The organism is Pseudomonas sp. HMSC057H01 (genome assembly GCF_001836405.1).
In the GTDB taxonomy this organism is placed as follows: Bacteria; Pseudomonadota; Gammaproteobacteria; order Pseudomonadales; family Pseudomonadaceae; genus Pseudomonas; species Pseudomonas aeruginosa.
This window is the reverse complement of sequence record NZ_KV828460.1, coordinates 84,653-108,026: the sequence shown is the minus strand read 5'-3', so window position 1 is coordinate 108,026 and position 23,374 is coordinate 84,653. Positions and strand designations below refer to the sequence as shown.

Below are 23,374 nucleotides of genomic sequence, written 5' to 3'. Positions count from 1 at the left end.
CATGTCGATCTGGAAGACCTGGAAAGACCTGACCGCGAAAGGCGTGATGGGCATCAACCGACGCAATGCCGATTACGTCCTGAAGTACAACAAGCGGCACCTGTATCCGGTGGTGGACGACAAGATCATCACCAAGGAACGCGCGCTCGAGGCCGGCATCCACGTGCCGGAGATGTACGGCATCATCGAGACCGAGAAAGGCATCGACAAGCTCAACGAGATCATCGGCGAGCACAACGATTTCGTCATCAAGCCGGCGCAGGGCGCCGGCGGCGACGGCATCATGGTGATCGCCGACCGCTTCGAGGGCCGCTACAAGACCGTATCGGGGAAGATCGTCAGCCACGAGGAGATCGAGCACCACATCTCGAGCATCCTCTCCGGCCTCTACTCCCTCGGCGGCCATCGCGACCGCGTACTGATCGAGTACCGGGTGACCCCCGACCAGATCTTCAAGAGCATCAGCTACGAAGGTGTCCCGGACATCCGCATCATCGTACTGATGGGCTACCCGGTAATGGCCATGCTGCGCCTGCCGACCCGGCAGTCGGGCGGCAAGGCCAACCTGCACCAGGGCGCCATCGGCGTGGGCGTCGACCTGGCCACCGGCGTCACCCTGCGCGGCACCTGGCTGAACAACAAGATCGCCAAGCACCCGGACACCACCAACGCGGTGGACGGCGTGCAACTGCCGAACTGGGACGGCTTCATGAAGCTGGCGGCCGGTTGCTACGAGTTGTCGGGCCTCGGCTACATCGGCGTGGACATGGTTCTCGACCAGGAGAAAGGCCCGCTGATCCTCGAACTCAACGCCCGCCCGGGCCTGAACATCCAGATCGCCAACGACAGCGGCCTGGTGCACCGCTGCCACGCCGTCGAGGCGCGACTGGAAGAACTCAAGGCGAAAGGCATCGAAGAGTCCGCGGAAGAGCGCGTACGCTTCTCCCAGCAGTTGTTCGGCCACGTCCAGCAGCACCAGGGCTGACGTGCTTCCGGTATGAAGAAGCCCGGCTCCGGCCGGGCTTTTTCATGTCTCGGATTTCAACGCACCACGGCCAGCTCGAAGCCGCCCTGCCGGGCGTGCTCATGCACCTGCATGCCCGCCTCGTTCACCGCCAGGCCCTGTAGCGGACGCTTGAACGGCTTGTTGTCGAGGGTTTGCAGCGAGCGGTCCTCGTCGGTGGTCAGCAGCAGCACGTAGCGCTCGCCGCGATTGGCCCGCACCGGCACCGTACCCTCGATGAAAGCGTAGCGATACCAGGTTTCCGGGTTCAGCTTGTACACCGCGTCGCTGACCAGCCGGGTCGGCCGCTTGTGCTCGTCGAGGAACAGCAGCGACGGGTAGACCACCTGGCGGTTGGCGAAACTGCGGATGCGCAGGCCGTAGACACCCTGGGAGCGCGGCAGCCGGATCGCCGCGTAGAAGCTCCTGCCCATGGGAAAGTCGAAGCTCGGCGAGAAGCGGTTCAACTCCTCGTAGCGCGGCTCGTCGGCATCCAGTTCGGTGAAATCGCTCTCGGCGATCTGCTCGCAGCAGCGCCGTTGCAGGTCCTGGTAGAGATCGTCGATGGTCATCTCGGTGCCCTTGAGCAAAGCCTTCAGCGCATCGCTCTGCTGGCCGGCGCCATCCAGGCCGGGCAACGCCGTCGGACGTTGCTTGAACTCGATCTGCCGGCCCTCGGTGAAGGCGATCTGCGACGAAGGCGCGGCCTCCCGCTTGAAGCGCGCCGCGCGCTCCTCGGGCGGGATCTGCGAGTTGTGCATGCGGCCCTTCTCGTCCACCCAGGTGTAGTAGGGACTGCCGTTCTCGCTGCGAACGAAACCCTTGCCCTCGAAGGCCTCGGCATCGATGTATTCGGCGGAGTGCTCGCCGTTGGGCAGGACGTAGTCGGCGCGCTGGCCGGCGACCTGGGCGCCGGCATAGAAGCTGTTCTGCACGTTGCCGTTGGCATCGATCCAGGTGTAGTAGCGACGCTTGCTCTCCCCTCCGCTGCTGTTCCCCGGCCACTGCGTGGCGTTGTCCGCCTTGTTCAGCACCCGCGCCTGGTCGCTCTGGCCGATGCGCTGCCGTGCCTGGCGCTGCTGGCGGTCGAACTGGCCGTCGACGAAGGTGTTGTGCACCCCGCCATTGTCGTCCACCCAGGTCAGGTAGCGCCCGCCGGAGGCCCAGCCCGGCGAAGATGCCGGCAGCGCCAGGGAGAAGACGCAAAGTACGATGGATGCGCGCATCATGCTCCAGCCCTCAGAAGGTCGTACGGTAGGTCATGGCGAAAATATAGGCCTTCACCGTGGTGTCCACGTCCAGTCCCGCGTAGGGGTTGTACACCAGGTTGTCGAGCCCGGTGCAGTTCAGGTTGCAGCTGGTATCGGCCTTGACGCTCTGCTTGGTTACGAAGTAGTTGAAACCGACATCGATCACCGTGTCCTTGTCCCACTGGTAGCCCAGCCCCAGGCCGTAGAGATTGGCATCGCCGATCGGCACCAGGATGTCCGCCTGGCCCTTGGGGATCGCCGAAGGCCGGTATTCGTAGCCGGCGCGTAGCTGCAAACGGTCGTTGACGTCGTACTGCACGCCCATGGCCCAGCTCCAGGTATCGCGGTAGCCGCGGTCGAGGGTGATGCTGTGGCTGGTGGCGTCCTTCGAGTCGAGGTACTTGGCGATGCGCAGCAGGTCAAGCTCGCGGTCGAACTCGATCTTGAACTCGTTCCAGTCGCTGTAGCCGTTCCATTTCAGGTCGAAGTTGAATTGCCACTTCTTGAACGGGCGCAGCTTCACGCCGGTGGAGAAGGCATCCGGGTAGACCATGTTCATCGTGGCGTTGCCATGCTCTTCATCGACGTTCCCGTAGGGGAACATCTGGCCGAGGATCGCACCACCGAGCGACTTGTGCACCCCGGTCCAGAAACCCTGCCAGCCTTGGCCGTAGTCGACCCGGTACTTGCCCTTGAGCCTCATCCGCGACTCGCTCTGGTAGGTCGCGCCCCAGGCGAACCAGTCGGTGGGCTCCCAGAGCACGCCGAGGTTGAAGCTGGGCGACAGCGACTGCTGCATGTCCAGGTCGATATTGGCCAGGTTCTGGAACGGACCGATGTTGCCGCCGCAGACGTTGAAGAACACCTCGAGGATCTCCTGCATTCCCGGCAGGCAACCGATCTCCTTGGTCTGCTGCAACAGCCCGAGCAACTGGTTCGGCGCCCGGAAATCCTCGTTCAACGCTACTGCCTGGTGGGAAAAACCCACCGACAGGCCGACCGACAGCTCGTCGTTGACCTGGTAGGCCAGGGTCGGCGAGAAGTAGGTGAGCCGCTGCAACGACACCTCGCGTCCCTGGTAGCGCGCCGGATCGCTATCGGAATCGCGGCTGTAGCCCAGCGCTTGCGGGGTGTAGACGTTGGTGGCGAAGGTGAACTTGGAACCCGGCGGGTTGATCGAGATCCCGGCCAGCGGCGCCACCAGCAACGGCACGTCGGTCATGCCGCCGAGGCCGGGCAGGTACATGGTCGGGGTCAGGGTCCGGCTGTGGCTGTTGGCGACCGGGTCGTCGCGCAGGCCGAAGGTGCCTTCGCCGTAGTTCGGCGGCGCCTTGAAGCCGGCGCGGATGTCCATTACCCCGGTGAGCAGCTTCACGGTCGCCTGGCGGCCCTTCATCTTGGTCAGCGCCGCCGGGTTGTAGTGCACCGAATCGATGCCGGTCTCGTCGGCGGTCACGGCGTTGCCGAGGGCCATGGCTTTCGGGTTGCCGATGGTCAGGTCGTTGGCCATCTGCGCGCCGGCCGGCGGAATCCAGGCCAGGCACACCCCTGCCAGCGCCAGCCAGAGCGGCGCAATGCGCATCTTCATAACAGGCCTCGCTCGCGGGTTACTGGGCCTTCAGCCCTTTGATATCGAGGGGTACGGATAACCCCAGCAGTACATCCGGCGAGTCTTCCGTGAGGCCGAAACCGGCGTTGACGTTGACGATGTAGTCCGGTGACGTCCGCAAGCCGAGCGAGAAGTTCATGATGCTACTGGTCTGTTCGGACGACTCGAACGTACCGGCAGTGGTGTGGTAGCGGTTCTTCAGCGTGTAGGCCATCTGGTACGAAGTCGCCAGCGAGACGTCGTAGGACAGCGCGTAGGCCATGCCCATGTTGAAGTTGATCGTGTTGCCGGGCGAGACCTTCTCCAGCTGGGAGTTGTCGGCCAGGGTCTGGTGCACGTCGTCCACCGGCAGGTTCCAGGTGTAGCCGAGCGAGCCGTAGAGGACCACCGGGTCGATCACATAGGACATGTTCGCGCCGAAGCCCAGGCTGTAGTAGCCGTTGCCGGTGGAGATGTCCTTGTCCAGGTTGGTCTTGTAGGGACTGTCGCCGGTCGGCAGGCCGATGGTGGTATACAGCGTGGTGACCGGCCGCCCGCGCACCGCCGCCCAGGGCTGCCAGCGCAAGGTCGCGGAAACGTCGCCGAGGCTGTAGGCGTGGGTATCCATCTCGGTGTCGTACTTGGCTACCAGCGGCAGGCGGAAACTGAAGGTGAGGTTGTCCCAGATCCCGTAGTCGAAGGTGAAGGAGTTGGTGAAGGTGTGCTGGGACTGGCTCTGCCGGCCGGCGAGGCCGTAGATCTGCGTGCCGCCGCTGGTCTTGGTCAGCGGCACCAGGGTCAGCCGCTGGTCGCGCACCAGCGCGTAGTCGAAACCGTAGGTCAGGGTCCGCTCGCCCTTCTTCAGCAAGGTGTAGCTCTTCTCGGCGGCCTGGAAGACTTCCTCCAGCGCCTTGGCGCTGTCGGCATCGTCATTCTTCTTGGCCAGCGCGTCACGGGCCTGGTCGACCGAGGCTTCCTCGGCAACGGACAAACCGCTGATAGACAGCATCAGCGCCGCCGCGCATGTGTACCCCCTGATTCTCATGGCGCTATCCCCAGAGATTGTTCTTGTTTTTGGGTATCTGCTACTTGGTGCGCAGGTGTATGACGTCGCCACCAGTGCCCAGCTCACGGACCTGGTTTTCAGTGATCTTGTTGATCTGCGGAAACTCGCGGAACGCCAGCAGGCTGACGGTGCGGTCGTCCACCAGGCGCATGTCGCGATCGTTCAGCGCCAGCGCGTTGCGGGGCTCCTGCCCACTCGGGAAGATCACGAACAGGACGTTCTGGTCCCAGATTTCCTCGAAGCGCGTCCGGGTGAAGCTGATGTTGCCCAAGGCCGGATCGGCGACGAAGACGTGATCGTTGTAGACATCGCGCACCACCACGAAATGCTTGAAGCCGGCATAGTGGATGGGGACCAGCGCCGGATGCTCGAGAGCGTCCAGGTCGCTGAACTCGGCGCGAAAACCACCGCTCTTGTAGCCCAGCGCAGCGGCGTAGCGCTTCATGTCGAGCAGCGAGAAACCGCGGCGCTGCACGATCTTATCGGCCTCGCCATAGCGCAGCAGCCCTTCCATGACCTGGCGTTCCTCGAGGTTGCGCCCGAGGTAGTAGTCCAGCAGCGTGGTAAGCGCCGCCGAGCCGCAGCTGTAGTCATAGGCCTGGCGGATGACGTTGCGGAACTGCAACTGGCTCATCGGCTCCAGTTGCACCGATTCGCGGTAGGGTCCATTGGGGGTCAGAGGCTGGCTGAGGTTGACCGTGCCCTGCGGTTGCGGCTTGGTATCGACCGTCTGGGTGAACCCGAACAGTCCGATCAGACTTCCCAGCAAAATCTCGAACATCGCCCCGTCGTACCTCTTTCGGAGAAAGACCCCGCCGATGCCTCGGCGAGGTCTTCGCGTCTCGACTCGGTTCCTGGATCAGTGACCCCAGACCTTGATGGTGGAACCGGCCATGTTCAGCCCGGAGACGGTCAGCGAGCCGATGCTGGCGGCGCTGGTGTCGCCCACCTTGATGGCGCCAACGGTCACGTCGCCGGTGATGGCCGGCAGGCCGATGGCCAATTGCTGGGTCGACTTGCCGCCGATATCGGTGGTGACGACGTCGATGGTCAGCGGCTTGGTATCGTCGATGGTCAGCGCCGGCAGGCTGATGTTCTCCAGCCGCAGGGAGCCGCCGTTGGTGTCGGTATCGGTGTAGGTCACGGCCCCGACGGAGCCCTGGAAAGTACCGGAAATGCTGATGCCTGCCTGGCCGGTCACGTCGGACAGCGCGCCATCGTCCATGGCTTTCAGGTCGGCATGCGCCAGCAAGGGAGCAGCCAGAACAGCAGTTGCAAGGAACAGGTGCTTTTTCATTGTTATTTCTCCAGTGTTCAGGTGTGGTTTGCCCCAGGGCACTGCCGTTTGCATCCTGTCCCCGGCAGATCGACCGGCATCTCGCCGGTCTCCAGGTCCGGTACTGCTTCCCTAGGTGTCCCGGACATGGATTCGGTAGAGCCTCATGCTCTCTCGTCCTGGATTCCAAGCTACTGGGCCACCCCTTCCGCCGCCAGCCCATCCAAGGGATGGAGCGATGGCGGCTGCCGCTCACGCCTCGCTCAGCAGTCCCAGGCTTTTACCCTTTAGTACGGCTTGCGTTCTGCTCTTCACACCCAGCTTGGCGAACAGGTTGTGCAGGTGCCACTTGATGGTGGCTTCCGACAGGTGCACCGCCTGCGCGATATCGCGGTTCGACAAGCCCGCCGCCACCAGCCGCAGGATTTCCCGTTCGCGATGGCTAACATCCTGATTTTCATCGAAACTTTCCGGGTCCACGGAGAGCTTCCGGCACTGCTCGCGGAGCAGGTCGGCCAGCCCCTGCCAGGCCGCGGCACGCTTGGGCTCCGCTTCCCTCCAGCTTTCCCACATCGGCAACAGCCACAACGCGTCGTCCTGGAACAGCCGGCGATAGCCGAGATTCCAGGCTTCCTCGAGCGTGGCGAGGAACAGGCCGATGGCTTTTTCGCTGTTACCTTTCTGCCAATACGCCACAGAAAGTAACAAGGACAAACGCAGCCGCCGATCCCTCTGGTAAGCGGAAGAGTAGCCGGCCAGACAGCTTTCCAGCTTGCTCTGCGCGCGTTCCGCGTGACGCTCGGACAATGCCAGCCGAGCCTCCGCCAGGACCAGGGCGGTCTGTGCGTCGGCGTGCCGCTCGCCGGAGAGCCCGGCAAGATGCCGCTCCAGTTGCAGGCAGACCCGTTCGGCTTCGTTCGGACGGCGCAGCCACAGCAGGAACTGCACCTTGCAGCTCATGGCGTGAGCATAGACACGCTCGTAGCCGGGCGAGAGCAGACCGCTCAGCCATTCGTCGAGTTGCGCCAGCCCCTGCTCGGCGGCGCCGGAGAAGAAGCGCGCCTTGGCCATGACCAACTGGCCGCGACTGAGCAGTTCCACCGGCGTCGCGACATCCCGCCAGACCGTCGCCAGCGGTAGTTCGGCGAGCACGCCGGCATGCCGGTCCTGCTCGTAGAGCAGGTCGGCATAGGCCAGCGACAAGGGCCCGCCGACCCGGCTGCGCCGGCCGAATACCTGCTCGACCCGGTTGCGCGCCGACTCGGCGATCGCCCTGCCCCGCTCCAGGTCGCCACTCTCCTTGCAGATCAGGGATTCGATCAGGCTGGTCACCACCTGCAGGTACTCGCTGTCGGCGACTTTCAAGTCCTCCCGCGCGGAACCGATGGCGCCGGCGGCCTCGGCGTAGTCGCCGAGCAGCGCATGCGCCGAAGCCTGCACGCAGAGCAGGCTGGCGCGGAACACCGGCTGGTTGCTCGGAACCATGGACAGCCAGTGGCGGGCGACCTTCAGGCAGGCTTCGAGCTTGTCCTGGTAGAGCAACACCAGGGCCTTGAGCACCTGGGCGGCGGCGAGCAACTCGCCGAGCCCGAAGTGCATGACCTTGCCGCGCCCCTGCAAGAGGCGGTGGCTGACCTCCTCGATCAACGCCTCGGCCTCGGCGAAGCGTTGCTCGAACGCCAGTTGCCAGGCGTAGAAGATCTGGAACACCGGATGCTCGCGGATCACCTCGGCGGGAATGCCGTTGAGCATGCCGAGGATGCCGTACACCCGGTTACCGGCGATCAGGCGCGCGCCCTGGCGCTCCAGCAACTCGGCGGCGAACAGGTAGTCGCGGGCGCGAAGGGCGTACTTGATCGCCCGGTCGGCCAGGTCGCGCCCCTCGCACCAGCGCGCCGCCGCATGCAGCAACGGGGTCGGATCGGCATGCCGGGACAGCCGCCCCTGGAGGAACTCGGCGAACAGATGGTGGTAGCGGAACCATTCGCGCTGGTCGTCCAGGGCGATGACGAACAACTGCTCGTTCTGCAGGCGCATGAGCATGTCCAGGCCGTCGCGACGTCCGGTCAGCGCATTGCACAGTTCCGCATTGAACTCGTCGAGCACCGAGGTCTGGTCGAGGAACAGCTGCAGGTCGGCGGGCAGGCTGGCCAGCACGTCTTCCGCCAGGTAGTCGGCGATGTTCCGTTCGGTCCCGGAGAGCCCGCGGAGGAAACCTTCCCGGTCGGTATTGCGACTGAGGGCCAGGGCCGCCAGGTGCAACGCCGTGATCCAGCCTTCGGTGCGCTTGAACAGCAGCTTCAGCTCACGCTCGCCCAGCTCCAGCCCCTTGAGATCGAGGAGAAACGCATCGCTCTCCTCGCGCGAAAGTCGCAGGTCTTCCGCGCTCAGGCAGAAGGTCCAGGGCTTGAGGGTCGGCTCGTCGACCAGGAAGCGCGGGCGGAAGCGGGTCGAGGCCACCACCCGCACGTGATCGGGCAGGTTCTCGATCAGGTAGCGAACCCCATGCGGCAAGGCGGCGTGGCGGATGCGGTGGAAATCGTCGAGGAACAGGTACAAGGGGCCTTCCAGGCGACGCAGGTCGGCGAGGAAGGCATCCAGGATACCCTCCAGCGGCACCGCGACGTCGGTGCCGAGCAGATTGGCGGTATTGCCGCCGAATGCCGGGACCACTCGCTGGATGCTCGCCAGCAGGTACTGGATCAGACGCTGCGGTTCGCTGTCGGTCTCGTCGCAGGACAGCCATGCCACCGCCGCGCCCTGCTCCAGCAGGCGCAGGCGCAACTGGCAGAGGATGGTGCTCTTGCCGAAGCCGGCCGGCGCGCTGAGCACCATCGCGCGTCGCCCGCGGGCCTCGTACAGGCGGTCGATCAGCGCCTGGCGGGGCAGCAGCGGCAGCCCTCCGGCGCTTGGCGGGAACAGCTTGGTCTGCAACAGCGGAATGGTGCTGGCGGGAACCCCGTCGCGATGGCCCATGGTCAGAGCAGGCTCAGCTCGCGGGCTCGCCGGATCGCCTGGGTGCGATTGCGCACCTTGAGCTTTTCGTAGATGTTGTGCAGATGCCATTTGACGGTCCCCAGGGCCAGCGACAGGCGCTGGCCGATTTCTTCGTTGGATAGGCCCTGTGCGGCCAGGCAGACCACTTCGCGCTCGCGCTCCGTCAGGCCTTCCTCGAGCGCATCCTGGGGCTTGCGCACGCCCTGCCCGGGCCAGATGCCGAGCAGGCCGCGAATGAAGGTCTGTAGCGCCGGCTGGCGCTCGGTGGATTCGAGTTGCTGGAGCAACTGGCGAATGCCGTCGCCTTCCTCGATGAAGAGGCTGCGCACCCCTTCCCGTTCGGCATTGATCAGGCATTCGCCGAGCAGGCTGTTGGCCCGTTCCTGGTAGCCCAGGCGCTGATAGCTGAGCGCCGCCAGGATATCCAGGCGCAGGCGCTGCAGGCCGTGCCAACCGGGCTGCAAGGTGCCGCGCAACTGAGTGATCTCGTGCAGCGCCTCGCTGAAATGTCCTCGCCCCTGCAACAGGCGCACGCGGCTCACGCCCAGCGACCAGTTGACCGGGTTGAAGGCCATGTTGCGGTAGTGTGCCGCCATCTTGTTCCAGTCCACGCTCTTCAACCGCTGCTCGGCGCGCTTCAGGCGGTCGGGGCCGCTGTCCTGGAGGATCAGGTTGATCTCTTCGGCCATGGCCTGGGCGAAGAAGCGCCACGACTGATTGCGCGAGGCCAGGGCCTGCATCGCCGCCAGGCTGGCCAGCGCCTCCTTCGGCCGTCCCAGCAGGCGCTGGGTGCGCGCCAGGCAGATCTGCCCCTGGGCATAGAAATCGATCGGATTGATCACATCCACATGCCCGAGCGCCCAGCCCAGGCGCTCTTCCAGCCCGTCCAGCTCGATCCTGTAGTAGGCGGTCAGGGCCTCGGTGATGGTCGGCAGCGCCAGCGCGCTCCTGGACTTCTCGAACAGCGGCCGGGCACGCTGGCGGAGCCGCTCGATGAGCAGTTGCGCCTGCTTCACCTGGCCCTGCTCAAGTGCGAGGATCACCTCGACGTTGGCCAGTTGCATGTCCAGGTAGCGCCCTTCGAGGAAATGATTGCGCTGCTGCGCCAATCCCAGCAGGCGCCGCGCCTGGTCGCCCTGGCCACGGACCACCTGGGCCAGCGCGGCGGTGATCAACACCGCCACTTCGAGGAAGGCAGCGTTCTGCCCGAGCTGGACCTCGACCCGGCGAGCCAGGGCGATGCACAGTTCCAGATCGTCCTTCTGCAACGCCACCACCGCCTTCACCGCCAGCGCGGAGAGGTACTGGTCGCCCATCGGCCCGTCGCCGCGGCTCTCCCCCCAGCGCGCCAGCAGTTCGTCGATGATCCGGTTGGCCTCGCCCAGGCTGAGGTCGCTGGCCCGCGACCAGACATCGGTAAGGACCAGGATCGGATAGCGCTCGGCGATTTCGTCCGGCACATGCTTGCGCCAACGGTAGATCAGGCTGAGCTGGCCGCGGTTGATCAGCTCCAGTCCGCATCCGTCGACCAGCGCGGCGATCATCTCCGGGTCTTCCGCCGCACAGGCATGCTCGATGGCGAACGTCGGCATGTGGTGGTTGGTGAACCACAGGCTGGCGTTGAAATGCAGTTGCTTGAAACGGTCCGGATCGGAGTCGCGCAGGCGGTTGCGGAGGAAGTCGGCGAACAGCAGGTGGAAGCGATACCACTGGCGTTCGCGATCCAGCGGCAGGAGGAACAATTGCATGGACTCCAGGCGCTCCAGCAGCGCCTGGCCGTCCTGGCGCCCGGTCAGGGCGTTGGCCAGGTCGCCGCTCAATTGGCTGGCAACGCCAAGGGCCAGCAGCGCTTCCTGCAGGTCGCCAGGCAAGCGTTCGAAGACCGCCGCCAGCAGATAGGCGCTGACCGCCTGCTTGTCGCCGTCGAGCAGGGCCATTTCCTGCACCTGCGGTTGCTGGCGCAGCCACAGGCTGACGAGATGCACGCCCACCACCCAGCCTTCGGTCTGGCCATAGAGCGCCTTCAGGCAGGGCTCGTCCAGATAGAGACCGCTGCGTTCGAGGTATTCGCGGGTTTCCTCGAAGCCGAGGCGCAGCTCCTCGAGGCCGATTTCCAGCAACAGTCCCTTGGCCCGCCAGGTAGCCAGGCTCAGCGCCGGCTGCGAACGCGTGCCCAGGGCCAGGACCAGCCCGGGCGGTGCGTACTGCACCAGGCGGTTGAGGCCGGTGAAGATGTCCGGGTTGCTAACCAGGTGCAGGTCGTCCAGCACCAGCAGCAACGGCCGCGCATAGCGATCGAGATCGCCGAGCAGGCTTTCGATCACCGCCACCACCGGGACCCGCATGGTGTTCTGCAGGTAGGTCTGGGCGTCGTCGCCAAGCTGCGGCACGGCTTCGCCCAACGCCTCGATCAGCTGCCGGCAGAAACGGGCGGGGTCGTCGTCTTCTTCGGCCAGCGACAGCCAGGCCACCGCCTGGTCTGCTACAGTGCGCTCCCTGGCCAGGGCGGCGAGCGCGCAGGTCTTGCCGAAGCCGGCAGGTGCGGAAAACATCAGAACGCGTGAATGGGGATTGCGATCCAGCAGGTTGCGGATCGCGGGGCGAAGAGAATATTCGGCTGGCACCTGAGGCGGCACTATTCTGGAGCGCGAAAGGCTGCCGGCTGCTGGATCCTGTACTGCATCCACGGCCTGTATCCCTGTGTCATTATCATTGTGGTACGGAGCCAAATCTCCGTGGGATATTTCCATAATTAGCAGATCACCCTTCTTACGTAAACTGAAGAAATGGCTCTAGGATCGACGATTCCGGCGAACTAGAATTCCTGACTGTCCCACTACCCCCACTTTCCATGCCCAGTTGTCATGTTCACCCCCTGCCCTACCATAGCGACCCAAGCTGTCTCTTTGCCATCATCCATGAGGCGCCCGGTGCGGTGATGCTCGATTCGGGTCGCCCCATCGCTACCCGTGGACGCTATGACCTTATGAGCGCCTGGCCATTGGCAGAACTGGCGCCGCTGCCCGACGAATCGGCCAACCGCTTCTTCGCCCGCCTACGCGAAGCGGCCGGAAGCCTGGGCCCCGCGCAGCTGCCAGCGCCGTACGAACTGCCCTTCGCCGGCGGTCTGCTGGGCTATTTATCCTACGACCTGGGTCGGCGCATCGAGCGCATCGGCGAACACGCCCGCGATGACCTGGGCCTGCCGCTGGCCTCCGTCGGCCTGTATGCCTGGGCGCTGATCAGCGACCACCAGGCCGGCACCAGCCAACTGGTATTCCACCCGCGATTGGACGAGCGCGAACGCCAGCGCCTGATCGCCCTGTTCAGCGAGGAAACGCAAGGCACGGCCGGCAACTTCAAGCTTCTGGGAAAATTCCGACGGAGCATCAGCGCATCCGACTATCGGCAGGCGATCCGCCGCATCCAGGACTACATCCAGGCAGGCGACTGCTACCAGGTGAACTATAGCCAGCGCTTCCAGGCCGCTTGCAGCGGCTCGCCGTGGCCGGCCTATCGCGCCCTGCGCGAGGCCTGCCCGACGCCGTTCTCCGGCTACCTGCGACTGGCCGACGGCGCGATCCTCAGCCTGTCGCCGGAGCGCTTCCTCAAGCTCGGCAAGGGCAAGGTGGAAACCCGGCCGATCAAGGGCACCCGCCCGCGCGGCAAGACGCCCGAGGAGGACATGGCGCTGGCGGCGTCGCTGCTGGCCAGCCCCAAGGACCGCGCGGAAAACCTGATGATCGTCGACCTGCTGCGCAACGACATCGGACGCAGTTGCCAACCTGGCAGCGTACGGGTACCGGAGCTGTTTGCCCTGGAAAGCTATCCCAACGTGCATCACCTGGTGAGCAGCGTCACCGGCGAACTGGCGCCGGGCAAGGACGCCCTCGACCTGCTGGAAGGCAGCTTCCCCGGCGGCTCGATCACCGGCGCGCCGAAGATTCGCGCCATGCAGATCATCGACGAGCTGGAACCGAGCCGACGCGGCATCTACTGCGGCAGCCTGTTCTACCTCGACGTGCGCGGCGAGATGGACAGCTCGATCGCCATCCGCACCCTGCTGGTCAGGGACGGCCAGGTCAGTTGCTGGGGCGGCGGCGGCATCGTCGCCGACTCGCACTGGGAGGACGAGTACCAGGAAACCCTGGACAAGGTCCGGGTGCTGCTGGAAACCCTGGAAGGAATGGCCGGGACAGCGTCCCCGGAATAGAAAAGAGCCCGCGTTCCGCGGGCTCTTTCATCGGCGGCGCGGCTACAGGCTCAGCGAACGGCTGGAAGCCTTGAGGAACTCGCGCTTGAGGTCTTCGTAGGTATGCACCGCGGGGAACTGGGGAAACTCGCGGATCACGTTTTCCGGGGCATGGAACAGGATGCCGGCGTGGGCCTCGGAAAGCATGGTGGTGTCGTTGTAGGAGTCGCCTGCGGCGATCACCCGGTAGTAGAGGCTCTTGAAGGCGATCACCGACTGCCGCTTGGGATCCTTCTGGCGCAATCGATAGCCGACCACCCGGTCGCTGTCGTCGATCTCCAGCTTGTGGCACAACAGGGTCGGGAAGCCCAGCTGGCGCATCAGCGGCTGGGAGAACTCGTAGAAGGTGTCGGAGAGGATCACCACCTGGAAGCGCTCGCGCAGCCAGTCGACGAATTCCACCGCCCCCTCCAGCGGCTTCAGGGTGGCGATCACCTCCTGGATATCGCCCAGCTTCAGGCCATGTTCGTCGAGAATGCGCAGGCGCTGCTTCATCAGCACGTCGTAGTCCGGAATGTCCCGGGTGGTCGCCTTCAAGGCGTCGATACCGGTTTTTTCCGCGAACGCGATCCAGATTTCCGGAACCAGCACGCCTTCCAGGTCAAGACAGGCAATTTCCACAGGACTCTCCTCGAAATTCTCTGAACGATGGGGTGACGACGGACGCGGCACTCTAGCCCCTCGCCGAGGGCAAGGCAACGCCGGCTTATTCCTGGAATCAAGGTCGACAGGGGTAAATGGTTATTTAGGGCCATATGCCGCCCTTTGCTACCATTCCCGCCACAGAGCGCAACAGCGCCGCCCAGCACCAGGACCCCAGCCCGATGAGCCAGCCTTTCGACCTTCCCGCCCTCGCTTCCAGCCTTGCCGACAAATCCCCCCAGGACATCCTGAAAGCCGCCTTCGAGCACTTCGGCGACGAGCTGTGGATCTCCTTCAGCGGCGCCGAGGACGTCGTCCTGGTAGACATGGCCTGGAAGCTCAACCGCAACGTGAAGGTGTTCAGCCTCGACACCGGTCGCCTGCACCCGGAAACCTATCGTTTCATCGACCAGGTCCGCGAACACTACGGCATCGCCATCGACGTGCTTTCCCCCGACCCGCGCCTGCTCGAACCCCTGGTGAAGGAAAAGGGCCTGTTCAGCTTCTACCGGGACGGCCACGGCGAGTGCTGCGGCATCCGCAAGATCGAACCGCTCAAGCGCAAGCTCGCCGGCGTGCGCGCCTGGGCCACCGGCCAACGCCGCGACCAGAGCCCCGGCACGCGCAGCCAGGTGGCGGTGCTGGAAATCGACGGTGCCTTTTCCACGCCAGAAAAGCCGCTGTACAAGTTCAACCCGCTGTCGTCCATGACCAGCGAGGAAGTCTGGGGCTATATCCGCATGCTCGAACTGCCCTACAACAGCCTGCACGAACGCGGCTATATCAGCATCGGCTGCGAACCCTGCACCCGTCCGGTGCTGCCCAACCAGCACGAGCGCGAGGGCCGCTGGTGGTGGGAGGAAGCCACCCACAAGGAGTGCGGGCTGCACGCCGGCAACCTGATCAGCAAGGCCTGAAACCGTCGATAGAGCGTATGCAATCGGGGTAAAGTGCGGGTCGAACCCCGAGCGGAGACCCAGCATGCGCATCACCATGGTCAAGAAAGTCCTCGCCACCGGCGAGGACTGCCGCAAGTGCAAGGAAGTCCGGCAACGCCTGGAACAAGGCGGCTACCTGCCGCGCATCCATCGCACCCTGGTGGCCGACGAACGCGACCCGAACAGCGCAGGCTGGATGGTCGCCGCCCAATATGGCGTAGAGACCGCGCCGTTCTTCGTGGTTCGCCACGACGACGGGCGCGAACAGGTCTACACCGTGTTCATGAGCTTCCTCCATGAAGTCCTCGAACCGCGAGCCGAGCAGGCCGCGGACGCTGATCGTGAAGCGCTGGCCAGGCTGGCCGGACGCGACAATCTCGACATGCTCTGAGGGCCAGCCATGAAAAAGCCCGGCACCAGGCCGGGCTTTTTCATGGGCCGAGGCGATCAATAGACCGGCAGTTCGATGCCGTCGAACAACTCGTCCAGCTCGGCCTTGTTGTGGCATTGCACGGCCTTGGCCAGCAGCTCGCGGGTCAGGTGCGGAGCGAATTTCTCGATGAAGTCGCACATGAAGCCGCGCAGGAAGGTGCCGCGGCGGAAGCCGATCTTGGTCACGCTGGACTCGAACAGGTGGCTGGCGTCGAGGATCACCAGGTCGTTGTCGAGCTTCGGATCGACCGCCATGTGCGCCACGATGCCGACCCCCAGGCCCAACCGCACGTAGGTCTTGATCACGTCGGCATCGGCCGCGGTGAATACCACCTTGGGCACCAGGCCGCGCTGGCTGAAGGCTTCGTCGAGCTTGGAACGGCCAGTGAAGCCGAACACGTAGGTGACGATCGGCTGCTCGGCCAGGGCTTCCAGGGTCAGTTTCGGCAGCTTGGTCAGCGGATGCCCGTGGGGCACGATGACGCAGCGATTCCAGCGGTAGCAGGGCATCATGATCAGGTCGCCGAACAACTCCAGCGCCTCGGTGGCGATGGCGAAGTCGACGGTGCCGTCGGCCGCCATTTCGGCGATCTGCATCGGCGTGCCCTGGTGCATGTGCAGGGAGACGTCCGGGTACTGCTTGATGAAGCCGCTGATCACGTTGGGCAGCGCATAGCGCGCCTGGGTGTGGGTAGTGGCGATGGACAGCGTGCCCTTCTTCTCGTTGGAGAATTCCTGGGCGATCTGCTTGATGCTCTCGACCTTGCGCAGGATCTCGCCGGCGGTATGGATGATCCGCTCCCCCGCCGGCGTCACCCGGGTCAGGTGCTTGCCGCTGCGAGCGAACACCTCGACGCCCAGTTCGTCCTCCAGCAGGCGGATCTGCTTGCTGATGCCCGGCTGCGAAGTATAGAGGCTCTGCGCCGTGGCGGAGACGTTGAGGTCGTGGTGCGCAACCTCCCAGATATAGCGCAATTGCTGAAGCTTCATGGAGATTCCTCGAAAAGGTTGTCGCGACCGGCGATCAAGAACCGAAGGTATATAACCATATTAATGGTTTGAGGAATAAAATTAGACGTTTTTTTTGATTTTGCACGCTTTTTCACCAGCCGACCGCTGGCCTACAGGTCGCGACTACGGTGCTGCAACATCGGCACCAGGTACACCGGTACCTCCGCCAGTTGCACCAGACGCGCGGCAGTCCGGCCCAGCGGCGTGTCGAGCTGGGTGCCGTGGCTATGGCTGCCGGCGACGATCAGGTCCACGGCCAGCTTTTCCGCCTCATCGAGGATCATCTGCGGCGGGTCGCCCTGCACCACCCGCACGCTCTTGACCAGCGCCGCATCCTGGGGCAACTCGCCGAGTTCATCGCGAAACCCTTCCAGGACCCGCTTCTCGATGCTTTCCATGACGTTGTCCAGCCCTTGCGCCCGCAGGTCCTGGAGACGCTCGGTGTCAAGGTAGGTCTGCAGGACCGACTCGGCGAACAGCCCGAGGGGCTCCACCACATGGACGACATAGAGCTCGGCGTTGTAGGCGCGGGTCAGCGACAGGGCGTGTTGCAGGACATAGGGAGCATAGAGCCCCAGATCGGTGGCATAGAGAATCGAACGAATCATGCGGCCTCCTCGACAGCCTGCGCGGCGGGCCTCATTAGCAGATTAGCAGCAAGCATCCATTCTCCTAGCGTTCCCTGCTGTTTCGGGCTTTTTCCGGCCCGTTGGGGTAAATCCCTTTTCTCCCTGCGAGCGCGGCGCCGGCTGGTCGCCGCGCTCGGCCCTTCAGCGCGGTTGCGCTTCGAGGAAGCGCAACGCCTGGTGCAGCGCCTCGACCCTGGGCATCCGGTAGCCCGCAGCAGCAGCGCGGGCCAGGGGCGCGGCATAGATCGCCGCCAGCTCCAGTGGCCGCCCATGGGCGAAGTCGTGGTACATGCTCGGCCGATAGTCGGGCATCCGCTCGGTCGCCGCCAACAGTTGGTCCGCATAGCCCTCAGGCAGGATGAAGCCGCAGGCGCCGGCAGCACCGATGACTTCCTCCATGATCGCCTCGATCAGCGACCGACTGTCCGCGTTGGCCATCAGCGGCGCGGTGCTGCTCTTCAGCAATACCGACAGCCCGTTGTAGGGGATGTTCCAGACCAGCTTCTGCCAGCGCGCCTGCTCCAGGTCGGGCATCGCCGTGGACTCCAGCCCGGACTCGCGGAACAGCGCGGCACCCTCCTCGACGATCTCGCGCCGGCGTCGCTCGTCGGCCGGTCCGGAATGATAGCCGAGATTCACTCCGCCGTAGGCCTGGTGCTCGATCACGCCCGGTTCGCCGCGATGCACACAGATGAAGCAGAGGCCGCCCAGCAGATGCAGGCTTTCCGGCAGCAACGGCCGCAGCCGCTCCTCCACGCCCAGACCGTTCTGCAGCAGCAGAACCTTGGCACCCGGCGCCGCCGCTGCGCGGATCAGGGGTGCCAGTTCGTGATTGCCGGTGGTCTTGGCGCCCACCAGCAACCAGTCGCAGGGCGGCATGTCCTGCGCCGAATGGTAGGCCTGGACCGGCGCCAGGCGCCGGAAGCCATGCACCGCACTATTCAGGCTGAGTCCGGCGCGATTGACCGCCTCGAACTCGCTGCGCAGGAGAAAATGCACGTCGTGACCGGCATGCGCCAGCATCAATCCATAGAAGCCGCCGATGGCTCCCGTACCGATGACGCCGATCCGTTGCTGCTTTGAATCCATCAGGGCAACTCCTCAGGTAAAGCGGTCGACCCCGCCAGCACCGCACCCCGCAAGGCTTCCTGGTGCAGCGGAACGTTCAGTGCGCCATGGAGGCGGCCGTCGCGGACCATGAACAGGGCCGGCAGGTGAAAGACGCCGTAGCGTTCCACCAGGCCGCCATTGCGGCCGGCGTCCACCCAGCACAGGCGCTCGATGGGCAGGTCCATCGCGGGGAGATGGCGCCGGGCCCAGCGGCACGACGCGCAGCCTTCGCTGGTGAATACCAACAGCGAAACCCCTTCCAGGGCAAGCAACTGCCGGTCGGCGTCCAGATCGGTGAGTTCCAGGGACGGCACGCTGCTGACCTCGATAGAAAGGAAGAAATGGGGCCCGACCATCATCCGTATGCTTCGGCTCCTGCGATAGCGCTGGCGCCCTCCTCGGCCAGCGGATACGCGCAAGGCGCGCCCCTCCGCAGCACCTGCACAATATCGTCCGCGGCGGCCTCGCCTGCAACTCCGCTGGCAGCCTTGGCCCGGAGCAACGAAGAAAACGTGCGCAGAGCGGGGAAAACACCGGCGAACCGCGTCCCGCCCATTGTCTAGGCCCGGCCCGACACGTTAAGGTTCGTCTCCCCGTTTGCGAACTTCATGCCTGCGCCCTTTCGCAGGGGGCCTCCCGGCGGCCGGCGCCCGTGACCTGATTGAGTACCACGATGGCTGATTTACAGATCGACGACCTTAACGTTGCCTCCAACGAGACCCTGATCACGCCGGAGCAGCTCAAGCGTGAAATTCCCCTGACCGACAAGGCCCTGCAGACCGTGGCCCATGGTCGCCAGGTGGTGCGCGACATCCTGGATGGCAAGGACCACCGTCTGTTCGTGGTGATCGGCCCCTGCTCCATCCACGACATCAAGGCCGCCCACGAATACGCCGACCGCCTCAAGGCGCTCGCGGCCGAAGTGGCGGATACGCTGTTCCTGGTGATGCGCGTGTACTTCGAGAAGCCGCGTACCACGGTGGGCTGGAAAGGCCTGATCAACGATCCGTACCTGGACGACTCGTTCAAGATCCAGGATGGCCTGCACATCGGTCGCCAACTGCTCCGCGACCTCGCCGAGAAAGGCTTGCCCACCGCCACCGAAGCGCTCGACCCGATTTCCCCGCAGTACCTGCAGGACCTGATCAGCTGGTCGGCGATCGGCGCCCGTACCACCGAATCGCAGACCCACCGCGAGATGGCCTCCGGCCTGTCTTCCGCGGTCGGCTTCAAGAACGGCACCGATGGCAGCCTGACCGTGGCGATCAATGCCCTGCAGTCGGTCTCCAGCCCGCATCGCTTCCTCGGCATCAACCAGCAGGGCGGCGTATCCATCGTCACCACCAAGGGCAACCGCTACGGTCACGTGGTGTTGCGCGGCGGCAACGGCAAGCCGAACTACGATTCGGTCAGCGTCGCGCTCTGCGAGCAGGACCTGAACAAGGCGAAAATCCCGCTGAACATCATGGTCGACTGCAGCCACGCCAACTCCAACAAGGACCCGGCCCTGCAACCGCTGGTGATGGACAACGTCAGCAACCAGATCGTCGAAGGCAACAACTCGATCGTCGGCCTGATGGTGGAAAGCCACCTGGGCTGGGGCAGCCAGCCGATTCCGAAGGATCTCGACCAACTTCAGTACGGCGTCTCCATCACCGACGCCTGCATCGACTGGGCGACCACCGAGAAGAGCATCCGCAGCATGCACGCCAAGCTCAAGGACGTGCTGCCGAAACGCCAGCGCGGCTGAGCGAGGCGGAAACGAAAACGCCGGGCTGATGCCCGGCGTTTTTCATTGCGCGCCTGCTCAGGCGGCCGGATCGGCCTGACGCTGGCGACGCTCGATGTAACGCTCCACGTAGGAGCAGGACGGGATCACGCTGTAGCCCATGCGGTCGGCGTACTGCAGGGCGTGCTCGGTCAACGCGGCGGCGATACCGCGACCACGCAGCGAATCCGGTACGAAGGTCCGGTAGATATCCAGCGTCTGCTTGCCCAGGTCCATATAGGCCAGATAGGCACGATGGCCATCCACCGTTGTCTCGAATTGATGGCCGCCCACGTCATGATGGATGGACAGGGACTCGCTCACTTTGGATCTCCTCAACGGGTTCGTAACCCGACCCGCGCCTGATTGATAGGTTCCTCGCGAGGACGCCCCCGCGTACCGGCCTCCAGCGGACCGCCGGAGACCTTCGTCCGTTCTCGTCCCGGTGGCGGATCGCGCCTGGCGGACATCCTCGAAACGGCTGGCCTGCACCGCATGCAAGGCCGGACTAACGATAGGGCCCATATTGCTGTCTTCCCCGGTCAGACTCAACCGTTTCTTCTGGCAGGAACGCGCAGGCGTCGCTAGAGCCCTGGCCGGGAGGCCGCGCAAGCGCAATCGCGCATGACCCGCGGGTCAGCCAAAGCGCTTTACGCCGACGGCGGCCATCAGTAAGGTCTGCGCCACTCCACCAAAAGGAATCCTGCCATGAGCGAGTTGATCAGCTACCAGTTCGAAGACGGCATCGCCACCCTGACCCTCAACAACGGCAAGGTGAACGCCATCTCCCCGGCGGTGATCGACGCCTTCAACCAGGCTCTCGACCAGGCCTTGCAGGACAAGGCCGTGGTCATCGTCACCGGCCAGCCGGGCATCCTCTCCGGTGGCTACGACCTGAAGGTCATGACCTCCGGCCCGGAGAATGCCGTCAACCTGGTCGCTGCCGGCTCGACCCTGGCTCGCCGCCTGCTCTCCCATCCCTACCCGGTGATCGTCGCCTGCCCCGGGCACGCGGTAGCCAAGGGCGCCTTCCTGCTGCTCTCGGCCGACTACCGGATCGGCGTCGACGGGCCGTTCCAGATCGGCCTGAACGAAGTCGCCATCGGCATGACCATGCACCATGTCGGCATCGAACTGGCCCGCGATCGCCTGCGCAAGTCGGCGTTCACCCGCTCGGTCATCAATGCCGAGATGTTCAGTCCGGCCGCTGCGGTGGATGCCGGCTTCCTCGACACCCTGGTCAGCGCCGACCAGTTGCAGGAAAGCGCGCGTGCAGCGGCCCAGCAGTTGAAGAAACTCAACATGACCGCGCACCGCAATACCAAGCTCAAGGTGCGCAAGGCACTGCTGGAAACCCTCGACCAGGCGATCGAGCTGGACAAGAAGCACCTGGGCTAAGGCCCGCTCCAGCGAAAGCCCGGTTGATACCGGGCTTTTTTGCGCCCAATAATTACTTATTACGCAAAGGTAACTCTCCAGAACTGCTATTTTTAAAAAATTATTACGAATTATCCTGATGACATTCCCAAGGAAAACCGGAGGTCATCATGAAACGCAATGTCTTCGCCGCCATTCTCCTCGGCATGGCTACCACCCTCGCAGTGCAAGCCAGCTTCGCCGACGAATCCAGCCTGATGGAAAACCGCATGGTCCAACTGAACCAGCACGCCATCGAGCAGGCCCAGCAGCAACAGGCCACGGCGCCAACCGCGAGCGACACCGATGCGCAGGGTTGAACGCCGCCTGCCAGGAACGTTTTTCTTTTCCCCGCAACCCTGAAAAGCCCGGCTCACGCCGGGCTTTTCGTTCAGGCCAGCTTTTCCTCGGCCGCCACGCCCTTGCGATAGACCTCGTAGAGAATCACCGGGATCTCCAGGTCGCCCAGGTGGCGAACCACCAGCGGCTTGACCTCGGACCAGTCCAGCCCGCCCACTCCCGTCGCCACGCAGGGCAGAGCCAGGCTGCTCACCCCTTCGCTGCGCACATAGCGGGCCAGCTCGCGCAGGGCATGGCCGACATCCTCCAGGCTCGCCTTGCCCGGCTTGGCGCTACGACCGCTGTGCAGCATGCCCTGGGTGATCAGGTTGACGATGCACTGGGTCTTGCCCTGCTCGTCGACCCCGGCCCAGACCCAGATGCCGCCCGGCTCGGGCGCCCTGGCATGGGCGGCATGCCGGTAGTCGCGAACCATCGACGGCCAGCGTTCGCGCAAGGCGAGGGCCAGGCCGCTGTCGAAATGGTCCTGGGGCGCGATGCCGTGGGCGATCACCTGGGCCCCGGAAAGCAGAATGTCACCTTCAACTTCACGAATCATGAGCGTTTCCTTCTTGGCTTCGGGACAGGCGCTTCGTGCGCCGCCCTGCATCTTTCACCGTACGCCTTGCCCGCCGGCGCCAGTTGATGCGTATCAAGAACGGCCGGTCCCATCCGCTACGGGCCGACTAGACTGCATGCGAGGGAACCTTGGAGGCGCCTCGCCTCTCCATTGGATTCCAGCCTCGTGCCGTCTCATCCATGACAAGGAAACAACCGCCATGCCGAAATGGATTGCACTTTGCCTGATCCCGCTGTTGGCAAGCTGCGCCACCTGCCGCCAGGACAGCGACAGGGAAAAACTGCTGTACGAGAACGACATGCTGCAGGCGAAACTGATCATCGTCGCCAACGACCGCGATCGCCTGCCGCTGGCCCAGGCCCTGCTGGAGCGCGCGGCGCGCGACGACCGCAGCGGCGAGGCGGACTTCTACCAGGCCGTGCTGATCGCTCGCCGCGACGGCCAGGCCAGCGATTGCGAGCGCATCACCCGCCTCCTCGAACGTTCCGCCGAGCGACGCTACCCGCTGGCCAACGCGATGCTCTACAAGATCTACGCCGAGCCCTTCCTGTTGCCGCGCGCCGATATTCCCAAGGCCGAGACCTATCGCCAGGCCTACGCCGAGCTGCCGGTCGCGCGCAGCGGCTACCCCTCCTTCGAGCGAGCCCGGCAGGTGGTCGATCGCCTGCTCGCGCCGACTTCGTCCTGATCCATCGGGCCCGAACCCGGGCCCCGCAACCCGTACCGGTCGTTCGGCCAAAGCATCATTTCTGTCGATAGTTAATAGCGCGACAATTCGTTATCCAATCGAATTCTTCTCCGCGATCCTATGCCCATCCGAGGTATCGATCACGGAAGCCGCCATGAAACGTCGCAGCCCACGCCATTACGCCCGCAACACCGCCCTGGCCACCCTGGGTCTGTACGCCATCCTCATGCTGGTCGTGCTGAGCCTCGTCGCCGGCGCCGAAAGCGCCAGGAACGCCACACCGGACAACGACACCGCCACGACCTTCTCCAACCAGATCGGCCAGGCCCTGCCAGGCCTGCTCTCGGGGTTGAACAGTCGACGCGCCGGTTGAACGCCGGCTTCTTTCC

The 23,374-nt window shown here is 64.5% G+C and carries 23 protein-coding genes; 9 read left to right on the top strand and 14 right to left on the bottom strand.

The features are described from left to right. The first annotated feature begins 1 nt into the window (after position 1). On the top strand, positions 2–985 hold the full coding sequence (locus tag HMPREF2581_RS13695; RefSeq protein ID WP_003087807.1) for an alpha-L-glutamate ligase-like protein: 984 nt from the start codon (positions 2–4) through the stop codon (positions 983–985). Between the two features lie 56 nt (positions 986–1,041). Here HMPREF2581_RS13695 and HMPREF2581_RS13690 read toward each other — a convergent pair whose 3' ends face one another. From HMPREF2581_RS13690 to HMPREF2581_RS13660, 7 genes are all read right to left on the bottom strand, one after another. Then, entirely contained in the window at positions 1,042–2,229 is a 1,188-nt protein-coding gene (locus HMPREF2581_RS13690; protein WP_003132833.1) for a MalM family protein, read from the bottom strand. A gap of 13 nt (positions 2,230–2,242) precedes the next feature. Beyond that, the gene (locus HMPREF2581_RS13685) at positions 2,243–3,841 is read right to left on the bottom strand and encodes an outer membrane protein transport protein (protein ID WP_003132834.1); all 1,599 of its coding nucleotides are present in this window, start codon (positions 3,839–3,841) and stop codon (positions 2,243–2,245) included. 19 nt (positions 3,842–3,860) lie between these two features. Beyond that, the gene (locus tag HMPREF2581_RS13680) at positions 3,861–4,886 is read right to left on the bottom strand and encodes a transporter (protein WP_003120313.1); all 1,026 of its coding nucleotides are present in this window, start codon (positions 4,884–4,886) and stop codon (positions 3,861–3,863) included. Between the two features lie 40 nt (positions 4,887–4,926). Then, the gene (locus HMPREF2581_RS13675) at positions 4,927–5,688 is read right to left on the bottom strand and encodes a C39 family peptidase (RefSeq protein ID WP_003098072.1); all 762 of its coding nucleotides are present in this window, start codon (positions 5,686–5,688) and stop codon (positions 4,927–4,929) included. 78 nt (positions 5,689–5,766) lie between these two features. Continuing rightward, entirely contained in the window at positions 5,767–6,204 is a 438-nt protein-coding gene (locus HMPREF2581_RS13670; protein ID WP_003098074.1) for a DUF6160 family protein, read from the bottom strand. Positions 6,205–6,435: 231 nt separating this feature from the next. Further along, the gene (locus HMPREF2581_RS13665) at positions 6,436–9,159 is read right to left on the bottom strand and encodes a winged helix-turn-helix domain-containing protein (RefSeq protein WP_004355294.1); all 2,724 of its coding nucleotides are present in this window, start codon (positions 9,157–9,159) and stop codon (positions 6,436–6,438) included. Positions 9,160–9,161: 2 nt separating this feature from the next. Next, complete coding sequence (locus HMPREF2581_RS13660; RefSeq protein WP_003120314.1) at positions 9,162–11,867, bottom strand: winged helix-turn-helix domain-containing protein; 2,706 nt, start codon at positions 11,865–11,867, stop codon at positions 9,162–9,164. Between the two features lie 164 nt (positions 11,868–12,031). On the opposite strand from HMPREF2581_RS13660, the gene pabB reads away from it, so the two are divergent. Next, on the top strand, positions 12,032–13,393 hold the full coding sequence (gene pabB, locus HMPREF2581_RS13655; RefSeq protein WP_003140013.1) for an aminodeoxychorismate synthase component I: 1,362 nt from the start codon (positions 12,032–12,034) through the stop codon (positions 13,391–13,393). A 42-nt stretch (positions 13,394–13,435) separates the two neighbouring features. On the opposite strand, the gene thrH is transcribed toward pabB, so the two are convergent. Beyond that, complete coding sequence (gene thrH / locus HMPREF2581_RS13650) at positions 13,436–14,053, bottom strand: bifunctional phosphoserine phosphatase/homoserine phosphotransferase ThrH (protein ID WP_003140014.1); 618 nt, start codon at positions 14,051–14,053, stop codon at positions 13,436–13,438. Positions 14,054–14,187: 134 nt separating this feature from the next. Between thrH and HMPREF2581_RS13645 the strand changes: the two genes are divergently transcribed. Next, positions 14,188–14,991, top strand: a complete 804-nt coding sequence (locus HMPREF2581_RS13645) for a phosphoadenylyl-sulfate reductase (protein ID WP_003120317.1) — start codon at positions 14,188–14,190, stop codon at positions 14,989–14,991. Between the two features lie 64 nt (positions 14,992–15,055). Beyond that, positions 15,056–15,403: a hypothetical protein gene (locus HMPREF2581_RS13640; RefSeq protein WP_003140016.1), complete on the top strand. Its 348-nt coding sequence runs from the start codon at positions 15,056–15,058 to the stop codon at positions 15,401–15,403. A 56-nt stretch (positions 15,404–15,459) separates the two neighbouring features. Here the strand turns inward: HMPREF2581_RS13640 and cysB are convergent, their stop codons facing one another. The 4 genes from cysB to HMPREF2581_RS13620 all read right to left on the bottom strand — a co-directional run bounded on the left by cysB (position 15,460) and on the right by HMPREF2581_RS13620 (position 18,550). Further along, positions 15,460–16,434, bottom strand: a complete 975-nt coding sequence (cysB, locus tag HMPREF2581_RS13635) for an HTH-type transcriptional regulator CysB (protein WP_003087775.1) — start codon at positions 16,432–16,434, stop codon at positions 15,460–15,462. A 131-nt stretch (positions 16,435–16,565) separates the two neighbouring features. Next, positions 16,566–17,063 (bottom strand): universal stress protein, encoded by a 498-nt coding sequence (locus HMPREF2581_RS13630; protein WP_003087770.1) that lies wholly within the window; start codon positions 17,061–17,063, stop codon positions 16,566–16,568. Positions 17,064–17,225: 162 nt separating this feature from the next. Next, positions 17,226–18,173: a putative 2-dehydropantoate 2-reductase gene (locus HMPREF2581_RS13625; protein ID WP_003140019.1), complete on the bottom strand. Its 948-nt coding sequence runs from the start codon at positions 18,171–18,173 to the stop codon at positions 17,226–17,228. Further along, entirely contained in the window at positions 18,173–18,550 is a 378-nt protein-coding gene (locus tag HMPREF2581_RS13620) for a thioredoxin family protein (protein WP_003140021.1), read from the bottom strand. The genes HMPREF2581_RS13625 and HMPREF2581_RS13620 overlap by 1 nt, the downstream gene beginning before the upstream one ends. 317 nt (positions 18,551–18,867) lie before the next feature. Between HMPREF2581_RS13620 and HMPREF2581_RS13610 the strand changes: the two genes are divergently transcribed. Next, complete coding sequence (locus tag HMPREF2581_RS13610) at positions 18,868–19,944, top strand: 3-deoxy-7-phosphoheptulonate synthase (RefSeq protein ID WP_003087765.1); 1,077 nt, start codon at positions 18,868–18,870, stop codon at positions 19,942–19,944. 57 nt (positions 19,945–20,001) lie between these two features. Here the strand turns inward: HMPREF2581_RS13610 and HMPREF2581_RS33330 are convergent, their stop codons facing one another. Beyond that, positions 20,002–20,286 (bottom strand): GNAT family N-acetyltransferase, encoded by a 285-nt coding sequence (locus HMPREF2581_RS33330; protein WP_003087762.1) that lies wholly within the window; start codon positions 20,284–20,286, stop codon positions 20,002–20,004. Between the two features lie 384 nt (positions 20,287–20,670). On the opposite strand from HMPREF2581_RS33330, the gene HMPREF2581_RS13600 reads away from it, so the two are divergent. Beyond that, positions 20,671–21,360: a crotonase/enoyl-CoA hydratase family protein gene (locus HMPREF2581_RS13600; RefSeq protein WP_003087759.1), complete on the top strand. Its 690-nt coding sequence runs from the start codon at positions 20,671–20,673 to the stop codon at positions 21,358–21,360. Between the two features lie 149 nt (positions 21,361–21,509). Next, positions 21,510–21,698 (top strand): hypothetical protein, encoded by a 189-nt coding sequence (locus tag HMPREF2581_RS13595; RefSeq protein ID WP_003087758.1) that lies wholly within the window; start codon positions 21,510–21,512, stop codon positions 21,696–21,698. Positions 21,699–21,769: 71 nt separating this feature from the next. On the opposite strand, the gene HMPREF2581_RS13590 is transcribed toward HMPREF2581_RS13595, so the two are convergent. Next, a complete protein-coding gene (locus HMPREF2581_RS13590) occupies positions 21,770–22,276 on the bottom strand; it encodes a macro domain-containing protein (RefSeq protein ID WP_003087757.1) in 507 nt (168 codons plus the stop codon). Between the two features lie 220 nt (positions 22,277–22,496). Here HMPREF2581_RS13590 and HMPREF2581_RS13585 point away from each other — a divergent pair, with 220 nt between their 5' ends. Beyond that, positions 22,497–22,985, top strand: a complete 489-nt coding sequence (locus HMPREF2581_RS13585; RefSeq protein ID WP_003087756.1) for a hypothetical protein — start codon at positions 22,497–22,499, stop codon at positions 22,983–22,985. Positions 22,986–23,139: 154 nt separating this feature from the next. Further along, on the top strand, positions 23,140–23,358 hold the full coding sequence (locus HMPREF2581_RS13580; RefSeq protein ID WP_003098091.1) for a hypothetical protein: 219 nt from the start codon (positions 23,140–23,142) through the stop codon (positions 23,356–23,358). Positions 23,359–23,374: the final 16 nt, after the last annotated feature.

What these genes read in the sequence shown, in the direction of transcription:
- HMPREF2581_RS13695 (WP_003087807.1), top strand. Translation starts at nt 2, where the DNA reads ATGTCGATCTGGAAGACCTGGAAAGACCTGACCGCGAAAGGCGTGATG.
- HMPREF2581_RS13690 (WP_003132833.1), bottom strand. Translation starts at nt 2,229, where the DNA reads ATGCGCGCATCCATCGTACTTTGCGTCTTCTCCCTGGCGCTGCCGGCA.
- HMPREF2581_RS13685 (WP_003132834.1), bottom strand. Translation starts at nt 3,841, where the DNA reads ATGAAGATGCGCATTGCGCCGCTCTGGCTGGCGCTGGCAGGGGTGTGC.
- HMPREF2581_RS13680 (WP_003120313.1), bottom strand. Translation starts at nt 4,886, where the DNA reads ATGAGAATCAGGGGGTACACATGCGCGGCGGCGCTGATGCTGTCTATC.
- HMPREF2581_RS13675 (WP_003098072.1), bottom strand. Translation starts at nt 5,688, where the DNA reads ATGTTCGAGATTTTGCTGGGAAGTCTGATCGGACTGTTCGGGTTCACC.
- HMPREF2581_RS13670 (WP_003098074.1), bottom strand. Translation starts at nt 6,204, where the DNA reads ATGAAAAAGCACCTGTTCCTTGCAACTGCTGTTCTGGCTGCTCCCTTG.
- HMPREF2581_RS13665 (WP_004355294.1), bottom strand. Translation starts at nt 9,159, where the DNA reads ATGGGCCATCGCGACGGGGTTCCCGCCAGCACCATTCCGCTGTTGCAG.
- pabB (WP_003140013.1), top strand. Translation starts at nt 12,032, where the DNA reads ATGCCCAGTTGTCATGTTCACCCCCTGCCCTACCATAGCGACCCAAGC.
- HMPREF2581_RS13645 (WP_003120317.1), top strand. Translation starts at nt 14,188, where the DNA reads ATGCCGCCCTTTGCTACCATTCCCGCCACAGAGCGCAACAGCGCCGCC.
- HMPREF2581_RS13640 (WP_003140016.1), top strand. Translation starts at nt 15,056, where the DNA reads ATGCGCATCACCATGGTCAAGAAAGTCCTCGCCACCGGCGAGGACTGC.
- cysB (WP_003087775.1), bottom strand. Translation starts at nt 16,434, where the DNA reads ATGAAGCTTCAGCAATTGCGCTATATCTGGGAGGTTGCGCACCACGAC.
- HMPREF2581_RS13630 (WP_003087770.1), bottom strand. Translation starts at nt 17,063, where the DNA reads ATGATTCGTTCGATTCTCTATGCCACCGATCTGGGGCTCTATGCTCCC.
- HMPREF2581_RS13625 (WP_003140019.1), bottom strand. Translation starts at nt 18,173, where the DNA reads ATGGATTCAAAGCAGCAACGGATCGGCGTCATCGGTACGGGAGCCATC.
- HMPREF2581_RS13620 (WP_003140021.1), bottom strand. Translation starts at nt 18,550, where the DNA reads ATGGTCGGGCCCCATTTCTTCCTTTCTATCGAGGTCAGCAGCGTGCCG.
- HMPREF2581_RS13610 (WP_003087765.1), top strand. Translation starts at nt 18,868, where the DNA reads ATGGCTGATTTACAGATCGACGACCTTAACGTTGCCTCCAACGAGACC.
- HMPREF2581_RS13600 (WP_003087759.1), top strand. Translation starts at nt 20,671, where the DNA reads ATGAGCGAGTTGATCAGCTACCAGTTCGAAGACGGCATCGCCACCCTG.
- HMPREF2581_RS13595 (WP_003087758.1), top strand. Translation starts at nt 21,510, where the DNA reads ATGAAACGCAATGTCTTCGCCGCCATTCTCCTCGGCATGGCTACCACC.
- HMPREF2581_RS13590 (WP_003087757.1), bottom strand. Translation starts at nt 22,276, where the DNA reads ATGATTCGTGAAGTTGAAGGTGACATTCTGCTTTCCGGGGCCCAGGTG.
- HMPREF2581_RS13585 (WP_003087756.1), top strand. Translation starts at nt 22,497, where the DNA reads ATGCCGAAATGGATTGCACTTTGCCTGATCCCGCTGTTGGCAAGCTGC.
- HMPREF2581_RS13580 (WP_003098091.1), top strand. Translation starts at nt 23,140, where the DNA reads ATGAAACGTCGCAGCCCACGCCATTACGCCCGCAACACCGCCCTGGCC.